Genomic DNA, 15,905 nt, shown 5'->3' with positions numbered 1-15,905 from the left:
AACATTATTATTGGAGGACTATTATGAACAAGAAAAAAATAATCTTGGGGGCAGTGACCGCACTTGCAGCTCTGGGATTTCAATCCTCAGCATCAGCATGCACAGGATTCATTATTGGTAAGGATTTAACAAAAGATGGTTCTACTCTTTACGGACGTACAGAGGACTTAGAACCAAACCACAACAAAAACTTTCTTGTCAGAAAAGCAAAAGATAATAAAAGTGGGGAAAAATGGAAAGATCAAGCCAATGGCTTTGAATATCCACTACCAAAACACTCTTTTAAATACACCGCTGTTCCAGATGTAACACCTGAAGAAGGTGTTTATGATGAAGCTGGTTCTAACGAGTATGGGGTGTCCATGTCCGCAACAGTATCAGCGTCAGCTAATAAGAAAATTCTAAAAGTTGACCCTTATGTCAAGGATGGTTTGGCAGAATCTTCTATGGCTAGCGTCATTCTACCAAGTGTTAAAACAGCAAAAGAAGGTATTCAATTAATTGCTAAGATCGTTGACGAAAAAGGTTCAGCTGAGGGTAATATCGTTACTATTGCTGATAAAGAGGGCATTTGGTACATGGAAATTTTATCTGGACATCAATATGTAGCCATAAAATTCCCAAATGACAAATTTGCAGTCTTCCCAAATACCTTCTATCTAGGTCAGGTTAACTTTGATGACAAAGAAAACACAATTGCTTCAGCAGATGTCCAAAAAGTTGCTCAGAAAGCTAAAAGCTTCAAAAAGGTTGATGGAAAATTCCATGTTTCTAGGTCTTATAATCCACCAATGAATGATGCCAATAGATCACGTGCCTTTTCTGGTATTAAATCTCTAGATCCAGATTCAAAAGTCACTTACAAAGATGATAATTATGAATTACTACAAAGTACAAATAAAAAATTCACCTTAGAAGATGCTCAAAAATTACAACGTAATCGTTTTGAAGGTCTTGATTTAAAACCTTTGGATCAGATGGAACTTGATGGAAAGGGTAAACCAAAATCCAAAGAAGCAATCAAAGGCTATGCTTATCCTATTTCAAATCCAAATGTCATGGAAGCACATATCTTCCAACTAAAAGATGATGTTCCTGCTGAGCTTGGCGGCGGCGTTATGTGGCTATCAATTGGTAGCCCACGCAATGCACCTTACCTCCCTTACCTAGGTAATATCAGCAAAACCTATAAAGCTTATCAAGAAAAGAGCACCAAATATAATGGTGACTCTTGGTATTGGACTATTTCACACATCAATGACATGGTTGCAGCAAACCCTAAAAAGTTTGGCACAGAAGTGATTGACGAAATGAAAAAACTGGAAAAAACCTGGATGACTGAACAAGAAACCACCACTAAAGAAGTCTCTGATTTAGTCTCTAAAGACCCAGCTGCAGCAGAAGAAAAAGCTAACAAGGTTTCAATGGATCGGGCTGAAAAAACCTTTAAGCGCCTCAAAGAAATTGAAAAGAAACTTGTAAAAGAAAGCAAAAAAGTTAAAAAAGCTAAGTCTAAAAATTAAGCAGGATAAAAGCACTTGATTGAAATCAAGTGCTTTTAAGGAGGTTATGATAGGATGCTATTTCTTAAAGGAAATAGATCTTATTTGGGATAAGTCCACTATAACTAAGAAAGCTTAAATAAAACTTAAGCATGCCTTACTTTTATCATTAGCAGACAAACTATAGTCATAACCACTTGAGAAAGCCTAGTATTAGGCTTTTTTAGATTTAAACAATTTAAGAACAAAGGCAAAAGTCAAACTTGATGCCATTAGGTTTAAGAAGAAACTATCTTTGTCACCTGCAACTGGTAAGTACTCCTTACTTGCTTTAAAGACTTGCAAAGGCTTCTTCTCTAAAGGCATTTGTTCTTTAGCCACTAGCACTGTTTGTGAAGCTCTTTCTTTTACTGGCATTGATCTTTCTGCCTTAGCTTCAAGGGTTCCAATGGCTATAATTCTAGCTTGCGCAGGAACGATGCTCTCTGCTGCATAGACAATATTTTCAAAATGGCTGTCTGCGCCTGCCTTTACAAAGTGGTAACCTTGTAAATTCCTTGTTGAACTGCCATCTTTTCCTTCTGCGACAAGCTTTTGACTACCTAGAGCTAAGCTATCATCTGAAAGATACTGAGTCTGATAAGCTATCTTTGTAAAGACTGATGAGCCTATTCTATAAAGGACAATCATTGGACGCATGGTCTTTAGAACTTCCTCTGTCATACTTGAACTGATCTGTCCTGTCACCGGATCAATACTATAGTGGGTTGTCATCCTCTTAAGACCGTCTTCTCCCATATCTGAGACTAGGACTTGCCACTGACCTAAGGAATCATCAGTAACTTCTTGATAGATAACGCTCTTAGGAAGAGTCATATTAGAAACTGAAGCTTGAATACCTCTGGTTATAATTTGATCTTTGGCAGCTTGATCAGACACAAGTTCTGTCTTTGAAATCAATTGATTATTAGCATCCAATGAATAGCTTTTTCTAAAAATTTCTTGCCCTGTAAGCCCTGTTTGAACTAGGTCACTTTGGCCACTAGGGTCATAGGCCTTATTAGGATCACCCAGGTAGATGGTTTTATAAGGTATTGTCACTATAGTCTCTTGCGGTTTTGCACCATAGACAACCTTACCATTAACAGGGGCAATCTGACTAGTTCTTACAGTATAAGGAATCACCTCTGCTGTCCTTGGATAATCAAACAATCTATGATAGAGGTCAGCAAAGTAATACTCGCTAGCAGCAAAAGGACTGTAACCGTCTCCTGTGGTCTGATGGGCTTGGCCATCATATGGTGAGATAGCATACTTGGTGTAAGGAGAACCAAAGAAACGATGCATGAGATATTGGGCAAAGCCTTCTGCAAAAGCTTCTTCATTCTTTTCAGAATAATAGGACCAAACATCTGGCCGAGCAAAATAAGTATGGTAGACATCCAAGAATTCTTGAGTATCAGAAAAAGCCATTACAGTACCTAGTGTATTATCTGTATTCCTATCAACACTCTCTTGGTACATACCACTCTTATAGTCAATCAAGTGGGTCATCTCATGTAAGATTGTTTCCATTAGATTAGTAATAGTAGTGTTAGGAGTATATTGTAAAAAGATTGAGCGATCTGCTGAGTTGGCCAAGCCTAAAGTTAGAGGTCCCATATTAGGGATTTCATTATCATAGATGGTCAAATCGTTGATAAGACGCTGAACTTCTTGGGGAAGTGATCTGATCCTGCTTTCTAGATCTGTTTTTTGCGCCGCTGTCATTAAGCTGGTATGACTATAGTCAATGTTCGTTACGACCTCATCCTTATAGGCATTATAACGTTCAGTCAGGGATTTGAACTGACTCTCAATCATTTCCATGTAGGATGCTTGTTCTTGGCTTAGTCCTCCTAAACGCGTCAGCTCTGTTTCAGCTAACTTAGCACGAAGGTAATCTGCTTTAATATCAGCATAAAGTGCGTCATTTATGACATTACTATTGTTATATCTTAAAAAATCATCCGTTGATGTTGTTAGGTCTGTTGGAACTATGTCAACACCATAGTCCTGAGATGAGGCAGTCCATAGGTCTTCTCTACTACTTACCAAAAGTCGAGAATAGAAATCAAGGTCATTAGTCAGTCCCAGTTCTTTTCTAAGCTCTGCATTATTAGGATCAAGCATTTCTCCTGTTATAGTCCTAATAATTTGCTTACGACTTGTGCTGCCATCTGGATTTTGAACATCCACATAAGCATAGATATAGTTTTCACTAAACTGCGCATATTCTCTGACGGTGCTTTCTTTGGTGTTGTAGTCAACTGTCACTGGAGGTAGGGAAACAAATAATTTATCAATGGCAATACGGTCGCTTGGCTGGGTCTTGGTCTGATCCACATGGTAAAAGTTTTCATTTGTCCACTTGTAGGCTTGAGACAAGACTTCAGGGCTAACTGGAGCTGTTGATTGAGTCTGGATCTTATAGTCTGTAATTTTTAGGATTTGTCCATCTTGGGCTGCAATAATAAGATTATCACCAACTGGCTTGCTCACATCAATACTATATTCCGTTGTGGCAGGAAGGGTCTCTTGCACTTGACTAGTTGTTTTTGTTCCCAGTACGATGACTGTCTCTGTAGGCTCTATTCTTTCAACAATGGTCTGTCCATTAAGACTTCTATAAATCAATTTACCGCTAGTACCTTGGGTCTGTACCTGACGGTAACCTACAGGCTGGGTCGCATCAGAAACATAACGAATAGGACTTTCAATGAGAGTCTCTTTCACTATGGGACTAGTGTTATCAACTGTACTTGCGGTGCTTGTCGTACTTGGTTGACTTGGGGTTGTTGCTGCAAGTTCTGTGCTGCTGCCTACTGCAGCAGAGTTGACTTCCTTAGCAGGTTCTGAACTACTTGCTAGTGGCTGGACCTGAGAAGTCGTCTGTCCTGCTGGAACTTCTACAGTAAGTGTAGAAGTTACTGGTCCAACTGCTGTCACTTGATCTGCTGCCACCAGGGATGTCGTTAAAAAGACGCCTAATAAAACACTTCCAACCCCTAGGATTGTCTTACGGATACTAAAAATCTGACTCTCTTTTTTGACCATGTCAATACTCCATATTTAATTGTTTTGAAATTTTAACTTTCCTACAATGATTGTACCATAATTAAGGACTTAACTCCAAGCATATTTACCTGATCTTGACAAAATAATTATCAAAAAAAAGAGAGCCCCATTTTTTTAGCCTGGGACTCTCTTTGTACTGGCCTTTGCTGGCCTATCTGGTTTTCTTTTTAAAGCAAGCTTCTTACATCATACCGCCCATCATACCTGGGTCCATTCCCGCTGGCATTGATGGCGCTGATTCTTCTGCTTTATTAGCCACTACAGCTTCTGTTGTCAGAATCAAGCCTGCTACAGAGGCTGCATTTTGAAGGGCTGAACGACTGACTTTGACAGGGTCAATAATGCCGGCTTCGATCATATTCACCCATTCACCACTGGCAGCATTAAATCCTGTTCCTGCTGTGCTATTTTTCAATTTGTCAATAACTACAGAGCCTTCGTAACCAGCATTATGAGCGATTTGACGGACTGGTTCTTCTAAGGCACGTAAGACAATGTTACGTCCTGTTGCCATATCGCCTTCAAGCTCTAAGCTTTTTACCTTTTCAATAACGTTGACAAAGGCAGTTCCCCCACCGGCAACGATACCTTCTTCAACTGCAGCACGTGTTGCATTCAAGGCATCTTCGATACGTAGTTTCATCTCTTTTAATTCTGTTTCGGTAGCTGCTCCGACTTTAATGACAGCTACTCCACCAGCTAATTTAGCAAGACGTTCTTGTAATTTCTCACGGTCAAACTCAGAGGTTGTGGTTTCCAATTGTGATTTAATAAGACCCACGCGTGACTGGATAGCTTCAGAGCTACCAGAACCTTCTACAATCACAGTTGTGTCTTTATCAACAGTGACCTTAGCTGCTTGTCCAAGGGCTGCAATAGTTGCATCTTTCAACTCTAAGCCTAAGTCTTCTGTAATAACAGTACCACCTGTTAGGATAGCAATATCTTCAAGCATGGCCTTACGACGGTCACCAAATCCTGGAGCCTTAACAGCTACTACATTGAAGGTACCACGTATTTTATTGAGAACCAAGGTTGGAAGAGCTTCGCCATCCACATCATCAGCGATGATAAGTAAGGGACGATTAGTTTTAAGAACTTCTTCAAGTAGGGGTAGGATTTCTTGGATGTTTGAAATCTTTTTATCAGTAATCAAGATAAATGGATTTTCTAAGTCTGCTACCATTTTTTCATTGTCTGTTACCATGTATTGTGATAGGTAGCCACGGTCAAACTGCATACCTTCAACCACTTCAAGTTCAGTTTCCATACCACGTGATTCTTCAATGGTAATAACACCATCATTACCCACACGTTCCATAGCTTCAGAGATATAGTCGCCGACTTTTTCTGAGCGTGATGAAACGGCAGCTACCTGGGCAATGGCTTCTTTACCAGAAACAGGTTGTGCAATATTTTTTAATTCTTCTACAGCGCTTTTTGATGCCAACTCGATACCGCGACGAATGCCAATTGGGTTAGCTCCTGCAGTCACATTTTTCAAACCTTCACGAACAATAGATTGTGTTAAAACGGTAGCAGTAGTTGTTCCGTCACCTGCAATGTCATTGGTTTTTGAAGCCACTTCAGAAACCAATTTTGCTCCCATATTTTCAAAGTGATTTTCAAGTTCAATTTCTTTGGCAATAGTTACCCCATCATTAGTAATAAGGGGTGATCCAAAGGATTTTTCAAGGACAACATTTCTACCTTTAGGTCCCAATGTTACTTTGACTGTATCAGCCAAAATATCTACTCCACGTACCATTGCAGCGCGTGCATCTGCTGAAAATTTAATTTCTTTTGCCATTTTAATCCTTCTTTCTATAACTGATTCATTTTATCACTTCTTAACCGATAATAGCTAAGATGTCTGATTCTCTGATTAAAGAAACTGTCTCATCATCAACAGTCACTTCTAAGTCTTGACCACTTTCAACCAAAACCTGATCGCCCACTTTTACAGAAGGGGGAACAATCTCACCAGTGATGGTGCGCATGCCAGTTTCGCTAACAGCAAGAACCTGAGCTTTTCGAGTTGACTCTTTATGAGCTCCGGCGAGGACAAAACCACCGACTGTCTGTTCTTTTTCTTCTTCAAATTTTACGACCACTCGGTCACCTAACGGTTTTAACATGTTGCTTCCTCCAATAAATGAAATGTCTTAATTTTTTGGCACTCTTCACTATAGAGTGCTAACTATATTTCTATTTTATCACTTGGTTAAAATTAGTCAAGGAAAAAAAGCTTAGATTTTGTCTAAGCTCCTTTTGTATTATTGAATATCAAACTTAAGTTTTCCATGAGACATTCCAATCTTGAGTTGATGTCCCTCAGATAATTGTCCTGACAAAATGTACTCAGACAATTGGTCTTCAATGTGAGTTTGGAGTGTTCTTCTTAGCGGACGTGCCCCCATTTCAACATCATAACCTTCTTCAGCAAGGTATTTAAGAGCAGATGGCTGGAATTTAAGAGCAATTCCTTTTTCTGCCAGGTTATCTATTAATGGTTTGACCATAATCTGAACCACTTCTCGCATATCTTTTTCACTGAGACTGTGGAAGACTACTTTCTCATCGATCCTGTTTATAAACTCTGGTTTATAAGCTTTTTTCAGTTCTTCTAGAATGCGTTCTTCCATTGCCTTATGGTCACGACTAATATCTTTAGCACCAAAGCCAACAGTCTTATCATCGCGTAAGGCTGTGGCACCTAGATTACTAGTCATAATAATAATGGTATTTGAAAAATCAACGCGGCGTCCTCTGCTATCTGTCAACATACCGTCATCAAGCACTTGTAAAAGGACATTAAAAATATCAGGATGGGCTTTTTCAATTTCATCAAACAGTAGGACTGAGTAAGGTTTATTTCTTACCTTTTCAGTCAGTTCGCCACCTTCATCATAACCTACATAGCCTGGAGGCGCACCATTTAGACGACTGGCAGCAAATTTTTCCATGTATTCAGACATATCAAAACGAATCAAGGCTGATTCATCATCAAATAAGACCTCTGCTAAAGCCTTAGCCAATTCTGTCTTACCAACTCCTGTTGGACCAAGGAACATAAAGGAACCAATGGGTCTTTTACCTGTTCTTATTCCTGATTGATTACGTCTTATGGCTCTAGAAATTGCGGAAACGGCATCTTCTTGACCAATCACGCGCTTATGGAGTTCTTTTTCAAGGTTCAGGTATTTTTGACTATCTGCCTGGCTGATTTTTTCAAGAGGAATACCAGATAACTTGCTCAAAGTAGACATGATGTCTTCTTCGGTCACTGGAATTGGTTTTGCCTTTGGCGATTCCTTAGAGGCTTTAATAAGTTTGGCAAGACCCTTCAAGTCACCATCCATGATCGCCTGGTCAATAGGAGTGATAAAGCCCACTTTTTCTTTTTTCACCAAGCTTTGGACAGTGGCACTAGCCTCATCCAGTAGATCAATGGCAGAATCAGGTAAATTTTTATTGGTTAAATAACGTTTGGCAACTTTAACAGCCTTTTCAACAGCTTGATCAGAAATAGAAACATTATGATAGCTTTCATAGGTTTCTTTTAGACCAAGTAAAATCTCATAGGCATCTTCAATACTTGGCTCTTCAATCAAGATCTTGGCAAAACGTCTTGACAGGGCTGCATCCTTTTCAATATGTTTTTGGTACTCTTCTTGTGTAGTTGCACCTACCATGTGAAGGGTTCCACGCGATAGGGCTGGTTTAAGGATGTTGGCAGCATCCAAGGTACTATCAATGCCACTTCCTGATCCCATAATGGTGTGCAGTTCATCAACGAATAAGATGATATGGCCATCTCTTTCAATATCGTCAATAATCTGGTTCATGCGCTCCTCAAAGTCACCACGAAAACGGGTTCCTGCAACAACACTCATCATATCTAGTTCAAGAACACGCATATCTTGTAACTCATATGGGATTGCTCCATTAACAATGCGTTGAGCTAAGCCATAAGCCAAGGCCGTTTTACCAACCCCAGCATCACCAACTAAAACAGGATTGTTCTTTGTTTTTCGACTTAAAACCTGAACCATTCGTGAAATTTCTTTGTCACGTCCAATAACCGGCTCAAGTAGACCTTGGCTTGCTAGCTCTGTTAGATCTCGGGTAAAGTCTGTTAGGTCTCCTGCTGTGCTAACAGGCTTCATCATCTCAGAGAAGCTGCCGCCAGTTTTTGCTTTTTTAGGTTTTCGTAAATCGTGGATTGCCTTGATGATTTCCTTGCTATAGGCTGCATGTATTTCGATAGCCTTACGTAAATCCGCAAACCTAGGGTCACCTTTACCATTGTCCTTTAGTTTAAAACCAGCCAGTTCCAAAAGTCGGCCAGCCATGGTCTCCGGGTTCAGTAAGATGGCAAAGAGCAGGTGTTCAGAGCCCACTTCTTTGGCATTTGTCACCTGGCAAATAGCAGCAGAAAAGGCTAGTAATTGGTTTAATGTTTTTGATTGTCCCTTTAAAGAAAAATTATCAACTTCTTCTAAGGGACTCTTACCAACTGCTAGAATGGCTGCTGCTTCGTATTCCTCCACTGACACTCTGGATTCAAATTCATTAAAGATTAAACCAGCTATGGAATCCTCTATTTTTACCATAGCCAACAAGAGGTGCCAGCTTTCTAAAAATGAACTCTCAAAACGAGCAGCTTGGCACTGAGCCTCTTTAAAGATTTCTTGCATTTTTATTGAATAATCGTACATCAACTACTTCCCTTTCTATCAATACGCTGGAGCAGACGATAGAGCATTCTTGCTCGAATGTATGGAGCATCCCCACCTAAGACCTCATCAGTAGCCATGGCTAGGATGACATTTCCTTCTCTTTCTGTAATCAATTGCTCATCAAACAGTAATTGGATAGAATCAGTAAAGACTACCTCACTAACCCGATCATCAATAGAGGCAATGAGATTACCTATTAAATGATGTTTATCAGAAAAATGAACCTTGGCTATCCGGATATAGCCTCCCCCCCCACGTTTACTTTCAACTTCGTAACCTCGGCTTTCGGTAAAGCGGGTTTTAATAACATAGTTGATTTGACTGGGAACAACTTGAAAGGAGTCAGCTAAAAGAGAACGCTTGATTTCAGCAATTCCCGACTGAGCCAATAATTCTTTGATATATTCTTCAATACTATCCGACGTATTTTTGGTTGGCATTATCTTTACTCCTCTATAATAATAGCACTACTTTTCATAAAATCTTCCGATTTTTGACTAAAACTGACTTTTATTATATCAAATTGCTGACCCGAAAGGCAAATTATAATTAACGTTTCATTCTTTTCATGCAAAAAAGACGGACATAGCATCCGCCTTTTCTTATCTGTTCAATCTGATTAAGATAATTTAGTGATATTTACTGCTTGAGGGCCACGTTGACCTTCTTCTATGTCAAATTCCACTTTTTGTCCTTCATCTAATGATTTGAATCCGTTAGATTGAATAGCTGAAAAATGTGCGAAGACATCTTGACCATTTTCAGTTGAGATAAAACCGAAACCTTTTTCAGCGTTAAACCATTTAACTGTACCTTGTGCCATATACATCCACTCCCTTTCTAAAAAAACTGTTTGTAAAAATAGAGAGAAACGAAGATGCTCAACACATAATACTTACTCAAAAACTAATTTACGAGTTAACTATATCAAATATGAACAATGTTGTCAAGCTAAAAAATTAAATTTCTTTTAAAAATTTTAAATTAAGATTAAATAGAAAGCGTTTTAATAGTCTTTTTGAACTTCGTCACTTAAGTTTCTTCCTATATATTAGGCTAAAATGTATCTAAGAACCTCTGATCAATAATAGTGCTTATTTCCCCAAGCATAAGCATGACCATACCCACGCTCTGGTTTAGCTAATCTTTTGGCTTGTATTTTAGTCATTTTCTTTTCAAGCTTGACTTGACGCTTTTCTGCTTTCCAATCAGCTTTGCCAATTTGATTTTTTATAAGAACAGAAGTAGAGGCAGTCTCTTCAGTAGGAGCTGGCTTTTCACTGTCACTAATTTCAGGAGCTGACTCTGTTTGCTCAGCAGTTTTTTCAGCTATTTTTCATAGGTGACGGTAAGAACAAGTTCTTTAGTAGGAGAGAAGAGCTGTGAGGCAAGAGTTGTTGACTTGCTATCACTAGATGTAACAGTATAGCCATCAACCTTTGGGATCGTAACCTCCTTGGTTGACAGAGCATCACTCTTCCAAGTGTGACCCTCAATGGTAGAAAGCTCACCATTTTCTCCAATTGTCACAGTTCTCAGTTGGTCTACACTTGCATACTCACCCTTGGCATTGATAGCATAGTAGTATCTTGTAACTTTACCACTTCCTTCTTCTCAGATTGACCAGGAATAAAGAGTACAATGGCTGTTAATCGATCCAATTTAATAGTCTTTTCACCATTATAATGACCAATTTTATTATAAAGATTCTTAGAATTAGAAGCTACAATAAAGGCTTTAGAAAAATCATTGCTAGCATTTATGATTCCTCGGTCATACTCAAAACCATTATTGTATTTATCCATCTGTTCATTTCCGCCATAATACCAACTATTACCTCCCAGCGTCAAACTTCCTCTATCATCAGTTGAAGTATTATTATTAAAAACTACCAGGTATTTGCCATCTTTATGATCAGGCATACCATTTAATCTCAATTCAAATGGGATAACACCTGATTGTGCTTGAGCGTTGGTAATTTTCATTTTTTGATTGATTTCTGAATAATCGGACATTTGGAAGAGTTGCTCTGACAAGCGGAGTTGGGCAATTGCCTTAGCAAAATTTACCGAATCAACATGCTGTGTGAGTAAATTCCAATCAATCTTATTATATTCATCTCCAGAATTGTAAGTATTTGTAGAATCTTTCTTTGTTCTTAAAAATTCTTGTCCAATTTCAGAAAAGTTAATACCTTGTGCAATGCACTCATGGCGGAGGCTAATTATAAGCGGCTGCTATGAAGAGCTAAATCATTCTTATCCTCTGGATTGTATCTCTTTAATAAATCACTCAGAGTCATTCCATCATGACACTGAATAAGGATCTTGAACAGTAACTGTTTGATAGCCCTGATTGTCAACCGTAACTTCTACTTCATTTCTATTATCCTTCTGTACATGCTTAACCGAATCCCCAGCATAGAATGCTGAGATTTCTTCCTGAGTAGCAGCTCTATTTTCATTTAAAATTCTATCTTCATCTATTGTTGGATCTTTTTTCCAAGGATGGTTTAACATTTTCCCAGTTGCAGAATTTCGATAAATATTGTAATCAGGTATCCAGTTACCATCAGATTCTTTTTTATATTTTTTTCTACCTGTATAAAATAAGCATTTGGAATCTTTAAGGTGAAATCATAGGCTATGTTTTTAGCAGTTTCCTTTCCTAACGTAGTTAATCTTTCTTTTGAGATATGGTAAGTCCATAGACCAACTGTATTTTGAGTATGGTCATTTTCATTAACGGTGTCTCCACGTAGCATTTTGATCTCTTCATGTTTTTCAGAGTCTTTTTTCAAATCAGGGTAAAGATTTAAAGTCACTTCCTTGGCAGTGGGTGCCCACAAGTTAATTGTAGCTGTACTATCCTGATGCAAAGTTGCATCTAAACGGCCTGCAATACCTACCATTTTGAAGCCATCCTGGCTACTGGCATCAATTTCCTTGTCTTTGTAAACAAACTTCTTATCAAATTCCTCTGTTTGCAAATTGGAAATCTGTGAATACCAGTTTTTTCCTCCCTTATTTTTACCAATATAAATATTAGTCTCTGTAAACTCATTGACAGTTGCAGTCATATCACCAGTTTGCTTCTGACCATTTTGGAAACTTGCACCTTTATTGATAATGTAGTTAAAGTATGATTGGTTTTTGTCAACTTCAATTTTTACAGGTTTCTTCTCTTCAAATTTCTCATCTGACAGCTTTGTTTCTGGGCTTAGAGCAGCAGCAGAAAAAACTTGTGATTTTTTTGCAGTAGTCAAGCTTATAGAATTATTTTTAGGCTCAGCTAAAAGTTGTGGACTATCTTTTTCAGTAGCTACAGTCGCTGCTTGGGCTTGTTCTGTTGCTCCTGCTATTTCCTGCATTCCTTCTTACTTTTGTTTCTCTACCTTGCATCCCCATAAATCATAATCTCCTTTAGATAAATTAAAATGTTCTACACCCCTTATTATGCAAACGATCGCAAAAATATCAATAATTTTTGCAATAAGAATGTTTTTCTTTTTTTGCTGAAATTAGAAAATTTGGTCTTTCTAATTTTATCGTTTTCATGTTTTTTCTAGACATATGATTCATGCTATTTTCATAAATAAAGCATAGCTTTTTTGCCTTATTTTGACAGAAAAGCTGTTAAGATTAGGCTCCTAGATAAGATTCTTGATAACGAAAGGAAAAATCATGTTCGCAGTAGACAACTATTACCCAACTGACGCAAAAGGCGATTGGCCCACCCACTTCATTGCATTCACCTCAATAAAAAAATAAAAAACCTTGATTTCTCAAGATTTTTTATTGCCTTTTAAAAGGTTTTAGCTGTTGTAAAGGCGGTAGACGGATTTGAACCGACGATCAAGCTTTTGCAGAGCCGTGCCTTACCACTTGGCTATACCGCCACAACACAAATTATTTTACATCAATTCACCTCAAAGGTCAAGATAAATTTATTCCTTCTCCTGCGAAAAAATCCTGTGAAAAATTATTTTTCTCATTATTCATGGCCTTTTCCAATCTTCTTAACCAGTTAATTGCCTTAACCACCTTGTTTAGAACCATTATAATTAACTGAATATTAATTACCCTTTCAGTTGTCAGACAATTCCCATAATTTTAAAGCGCTTTCTTTTGGACTTTTATAAAAACTTTTCCTATAATACAGGTATTAAATAGAAGGAGGACATCACATGTCACTAGTCGGAAAAGAAATAGCTGAATTTACAGCAGATGCTTATCTTAATGGTGAATTTATTAAGGTCACCAATGAAGATATTAAAGGAAAATGGGCAATCTTTTGCTTCTACCCAGCAGACTTTTCATTTGTCTGCCCTACTGAACTTGGAGATTTACAAGAACAGTACGAAACTCTTAAATCACTTGGTGTAGAAGTTTATTCTATATCAACTGACACTCATTTTGTCCATAAAGCTTGGCACGATGATTCTGATGTGGTTAGCACAATCACTTATACTATGATTGGTGACCCATCTCATCAGATTTCACAATCATTTGATGTTTTAGATGAAAATGGTCTTGCACAACGTGGAACCTTTATTATTGACCCTGATGGCATTATCCAAATGATGGAGATTAACGCAGATGGTATTGGACGTGATGCAAGTACCTTGATTGACAAAGTTCGTGCTGCTCAATACATCCGTCAACATCCAGGTGAAGTTTGTCCGGCAAAATGGAAAGAAGGCGCTGAAACATTGACGCCAAGTCTAGACCTTGTTGGTAAGATCTAAAAGACTTCCCTAATTTTATCAAGAGAGGTATGCCTATGGCTTTAGATGAAGAAATTAAAGCACAGCTTAACCAATACTTGGCTATGTTGGAATCTGACCTTGTCTTACAAGCATCACTAGGACAAGATGAGAATTCTCAAAAAGTCAAAGAATTTATTGAAGAAATTGCGTCCTTATCTGATCGCATTTCTATTGAAGACAAGAAACTGTCTAGAACACCAAGTTTCAAGATTGCACAAAAAGGCAAAGAAAGTGGCGTTGAATTTGCTGGTATCCCATTAGGACACGAATTCACATCCTTTATCCTTGCCCTTTTACAGGTTTCTGGTCGACCTCCAAAAGTGGATCAGGATATTATCGACCGCATTAAAGCAATTGATAAACCTTATCATTTTGAAACCTTTGCTAGCTTATCCTGCCATAACTGTCCTGATGTGGTACAAGCTTTCAACATTATGGCTGTGCTAAATGACAAGATTTCTCATACAATGATTGAAGGGGGCATGTTCCAAGACGAAGTTTCTGAAAAAGGGATTATGTCCGTGCCAACAGTCTTTCTAGATGGTGAGATTTTCCATTCTGGACGAGCAACTATCGAACAGCTCCTAGAAAAAATATCTGGGCCAATGGCTGCTGAAGATTTTTCTAAAAAAGGAACTTATGATGTGCTAGTTATTGGTGGCGGTCCTGCTGGTAATAGCTCTGCTATTTACGCGGCACGTAAGGGGCTGAAAACCGGTTTGGTAGCTGAAAATTTCGGCGGTCAAGTGATGGACACCGTTGGAATTGAAAACATGATTGGAACACTCTATACTGAAGGACCAAAATTAATGGCACAGATAGAAGAACATACCAAGTCTTATGATGTTGACATTATCAAATCACAAGCTGTTACATCAGTTGAGAAGAAGGATGATCTGGTTCACGTTGGTCTGGCTAACGGTGCTGAATTAACTGCAAAATCAATTATTTTAGCTCTTGGTGCTAGTTGGAGAAATATCAACGTGCCTGGGGAAGAAGAATTCCGAAACAAAGGGGTTACTTATTGTCCTCACTGTGATGGTCCATTATTTGAAGGAAAAGATGTTGCAGTTATTGGTGGTGGAAACTCCGGAATGGAGGCCGCACTTGATTTAGCTGGTCTATGTAAGCATGTAACTGTTCTAGAATTCTTACCAGAAGTGAAAGCCGATCAGGTGCTTCAAGAACGTGCTGCTAAGACTGATAACATCACAATAATTACAAATGCAGCAACCAAAGATATTGTCGGCAAAGACCATGTTGATGGTATTAACTACACCGACCGCGAAAGTGGAGAGGAAAAACATATCGATCTAGAAGGTGTCTTTGTACAAATCGGTTTAGTTCCTAACACTTCTTGGTTAAAAGACAGCGAAGTGGAATTATCAAACCGCGGCGAAATTATTGTAGATGGCCATGGAGCAACTAATGTACCTGGTATCTTTGCTGCTGGTGATTGTACTAACAGCGTCTACAAACAAATTGTTATTTCTATGGGATCAGGTGCTACCGCAGCTATTGGTGCTTTTGATTACCTAATTAGACAATAAATATTTTAAAAAGTCAGTTCTCCAGTTTTAATAAGCGGAAAGCTGACTTTTTTTATGCCTCTATAAAAGTCCGTTAAGTCAAATTATACCCGAACTAAGTGACTTTTTTCAGCTGAATTCTACATAAGTGTTTGGATTTTTGTGAAACATAGGAGATTAACAGTGTGAAGACAAAGTTCTTGTCTTCACTTTTTTGATATTTTTCTAAAGTGGCTCGGACTTGGGT

13 protein-coding genes and 1 tRNA gene are annotated in these 15,905 nt (G+C 38.4%); 3 read left to right on the top strand and 11 right to left on the bottom strand.

Translation table 11 applies throughout. The annotated features are described in order from the left end of the window. Positions 1–23 precede the first annotated feature (23 nt). Positions 24–1,523, top strand: coding sequence for a C69 family dipeptidase (locus tag HBN42_RS04525; protein ID WP_165993884.1), 1,500 nt, complete (start codon positions 24–26; stop codon positions 1,521–1,523). 192 nt (positions 1,524–1,715) lie between these two features. Here the strand turns inward: HBN42_RS04525 and HBN42_RS04520 are convergent, their stop codons facing one another. The 11 genes from HBN42_RS04520 to HBN42_RS04470 form a co-directional block, all read right to left on the bottom strand. Continuing rightward, entirely contained in the window at positions 1,716–4,598 is a 2,883-nt protein-coding gene (locus HBN42_RS04520) for a hypothetical protein (RefSeq protein ID WP_165993883.1), read from the bottom strand. Between the two features lie 202 nt (positions 4,599–4,800). After that, a complete protein-coding gene (gene groL, locus HBN42_RS04515; protein ID WP_165993882.1) occupies positions 4,801–6,429 on the bottom strand; it encodes a chaperonin GroEL in 1,629 nt (542 codons plus the stop codon). Between the two features lie 40 nt (positions 6,430–6,469). Next, complete coding sequence (gene groES, locus HBN42_RS04510; protein WP_165993881.1) at positions 6,470–6,757, bottom strand: co-chaperone GroES; 288 nt, start codon at positions 6,755–6,757, stop codon at positions 6,470–6,472. A gap of 138 nt (positions 6,758–6,895) precedes the next feature. Continuing rightward, on the bottom strand, positions 6,896–9,340 hold the full coding sequence (locus HBN42_RS04505) for an ATP-dependent Clp protease ATP-binding subunit (RefSeq protein ID WP_165993880.1): 2,445 nt from the start codon (positions 9,338–9,340) through the stop codon (positions 6,896–6,898). After that, positions 9,340–9,801 (bottom strand): CtsR family transcriptional regulator, encoded by a 462-nt coding sequence (locus tag HBN42_RS04500; RefSeq protein WP_165993879.1) that lies wholly within the window; start codon positions 9,799–9,801, stop codon positions 9,340–9,342. Before HBN42_RS04500 ends, HBN42_RS04505 begins: the two co-directional genes overlap by 1 nt. 179 nt (positions 9,802–9,980) lie before the next feature. Further along, complete coding sequence (locus HBN42_RS04495) at positions 9,981–10,184, bottom strand: cold-shock protein (RefSeq protein ID WP_165993878.1); 204 nt, start codon at positions 10,182–10,184, stop codon at positions 9,981–9,983. Positions 10,185–10,690: 506 nt separating this feature from the next. Beyond that, a complete protein-coding gene (locus HBN42_RS04490) occupies positions 10,691–10,891 on the bottom strand; it encodes a hypothetical protein (protein ID WP_165993877.1) in 201 nt (66 codons plus the stop codon). A 14-nt stretch (positions 10,892–10,905) separates the two neighbouring features. After that, positions 10,906–11,376, bottom strand: a complete 471-nt coding sequence (locus HBN42_RS04485) for a hypothetical protein (RefSeq protein WP_165993876.1) — start codon at positions 11,374–11,376, stop codon at positions 10,906–10,908. 291 nt (positions 11,377–11,667) lie between these two features. Beyond that, positions 11,668–11,880: a hypothetical protein gene (locus HBN42_RS04480; RefSeq protein WP_165993875.1), complete on the bottom strand. Its 213-nt coding sequence runs from the start codon at positions 11,878–11,880 to the stop codon at positions 11,668–11,670. Beyond that, positions 11,874–12,731, bottom strand: coding sequence for an early set domain-containing protein (locus HBN42_RS04475; RefSeq protein WP_165993874.1), 858 nt, complete (start codon positions 12,729–12,731; stop codon positions 11,874–11,876). The genes HBN42_RS04480 and HBN42_RS04475 overlap by 7 nt, the downstream gene beginning before the upstream one ends. A 457-nt stretch (positions 12,732–13,188) precedes the next feature. Beyond that, positions 13,189–13,259, bottom strand: a tRNA-Cys gene (locus HBN42_RS04470). Positions 13,260–13,547: 288 nt separating this feature from the next. Here HBN42_RS04470 and ahpC point away from each other — a divergent pair. Beyond that, a complete protein-coding gene (ahpC, locus tag HBN42_RS04465) occupies positions 13,548–14,108 on the top strand; it encodes an alkyl hydroperoxide reductase subunit C (RefSeq protein ID WP_165993873.1) in 561 nt (186 codons plus the stop codon). A gap of 35 nt (positions 14,109–14,143) precedes the next feature. Beyond that, entirely contained in the window at positions 14,144–15,679 is a 1,536-nt protein-coding gene (gene ahpF / locus HBN42_RS04460) for an alkyl hydroperoxide reductase subunit F (protein ID WP_165993872.1), read from the top strand. The last annotated feature ends 226 nt before the right edge of the window (positions 15,680–15,905 follow it).

It is taken from the genome of Streptococcus catagoni (assembly GCF_011421425.1).
GTDB classification, from domain to species: domain Bacteria; phylum Bacillota; class Bacilli; order Lactobacillales; family Streptococcaceae; genus Streptococcus; species Streptococcus catagoni.
The sequence above is the reverse complement of the archived record's forward strand: the minus strand, read 5'-3'. Positions and strand labels throughout refer to the sequence as shown.

Bases quoted from the DNA above. Each gene is read 5' to 3' on its own strand.
- HBN42_RS04495 (WP_165993878.1), bottom strand. From the start codon at position 10,184: ATGGCACAAGGTACAGTTAAATGGTTTAACGCTGAAAAAGGTTTCGGT.
- groES (WP_165993881.1), bottom strand. From the start codon at position 6,757: ATGTTAAAACCGTTAGGTGACCGAGTGGTCGTAAAATTTGAAGAAGAA.
- HBN42_RS04480 (WP_165993875.1), bottom strand. From the start codon at position 11,880: ATGTTAAACCATCCTTGGAAAAAAGATCCAACAATAGATGAAGATAGA.
- ahpC (WP_165993873.1), top strand. From the start codon at position 13,548: ATGTCACTAGTCGGAAAAGAAATAGCTGAATTTACAGCAGATGCTTAT.
- HBN42_RS04500 (WP_165993879.1), bottom strand. From the start codon at position 9,801: ATGCCAACCAAAAATACGTCGGATAGTATTGAAGAATATATCAAAGAA.
- ahpF (WP_165993872.1), top strand. From the start codon at position 14,144: ATGGCTTTAGATGAAGAAATTAAAGCACAGCTTAACCAATACTTGGCT.
- HBN42_RS04505 (WP_165993880.1), bottom strand. From the start codon at position 9,340: ATGTACGATTATTCAATAAAAATGCAAGAAATCTTTAAAGAGGCTCAG.
- HBN42_RS04520 (WP_165993883.1), bottom strand. From the start codon at position 4,598: ATGGTCAAAAAAGAGAGTCAGATTTTTAGTATCCGTAAGACAATCCTA.
- groL (WP_165993882.1), bottom strand. From the start codon at position 6,429: ATGGCAAAAGAAATTAAATTTTCAGCAGATGCACGCGCTGCAATGGTA.
- HBN42_RS04475 (WP_165993874.1), bottom strand. From the start codon at position 12,731: ATGCAGGAAATAGCAGGAGCAACAGAACAAGCCCAAGCAGCGACTGTA.
- HBN42_RS04485 (WP_165993876.1), bottom strand. From the start codon at position 11,376: ATGTCCGATTATTCAGAAATCAATCAAAAAATGAAAATTACCAACGCT.
- HBN42_RS04525 (WP_165993884.1), top strand. From the start codon at position 24: ATGAACAAGAAAAAAATAATCTTGGGGGCAGTGACCGCACTTGCAGCT.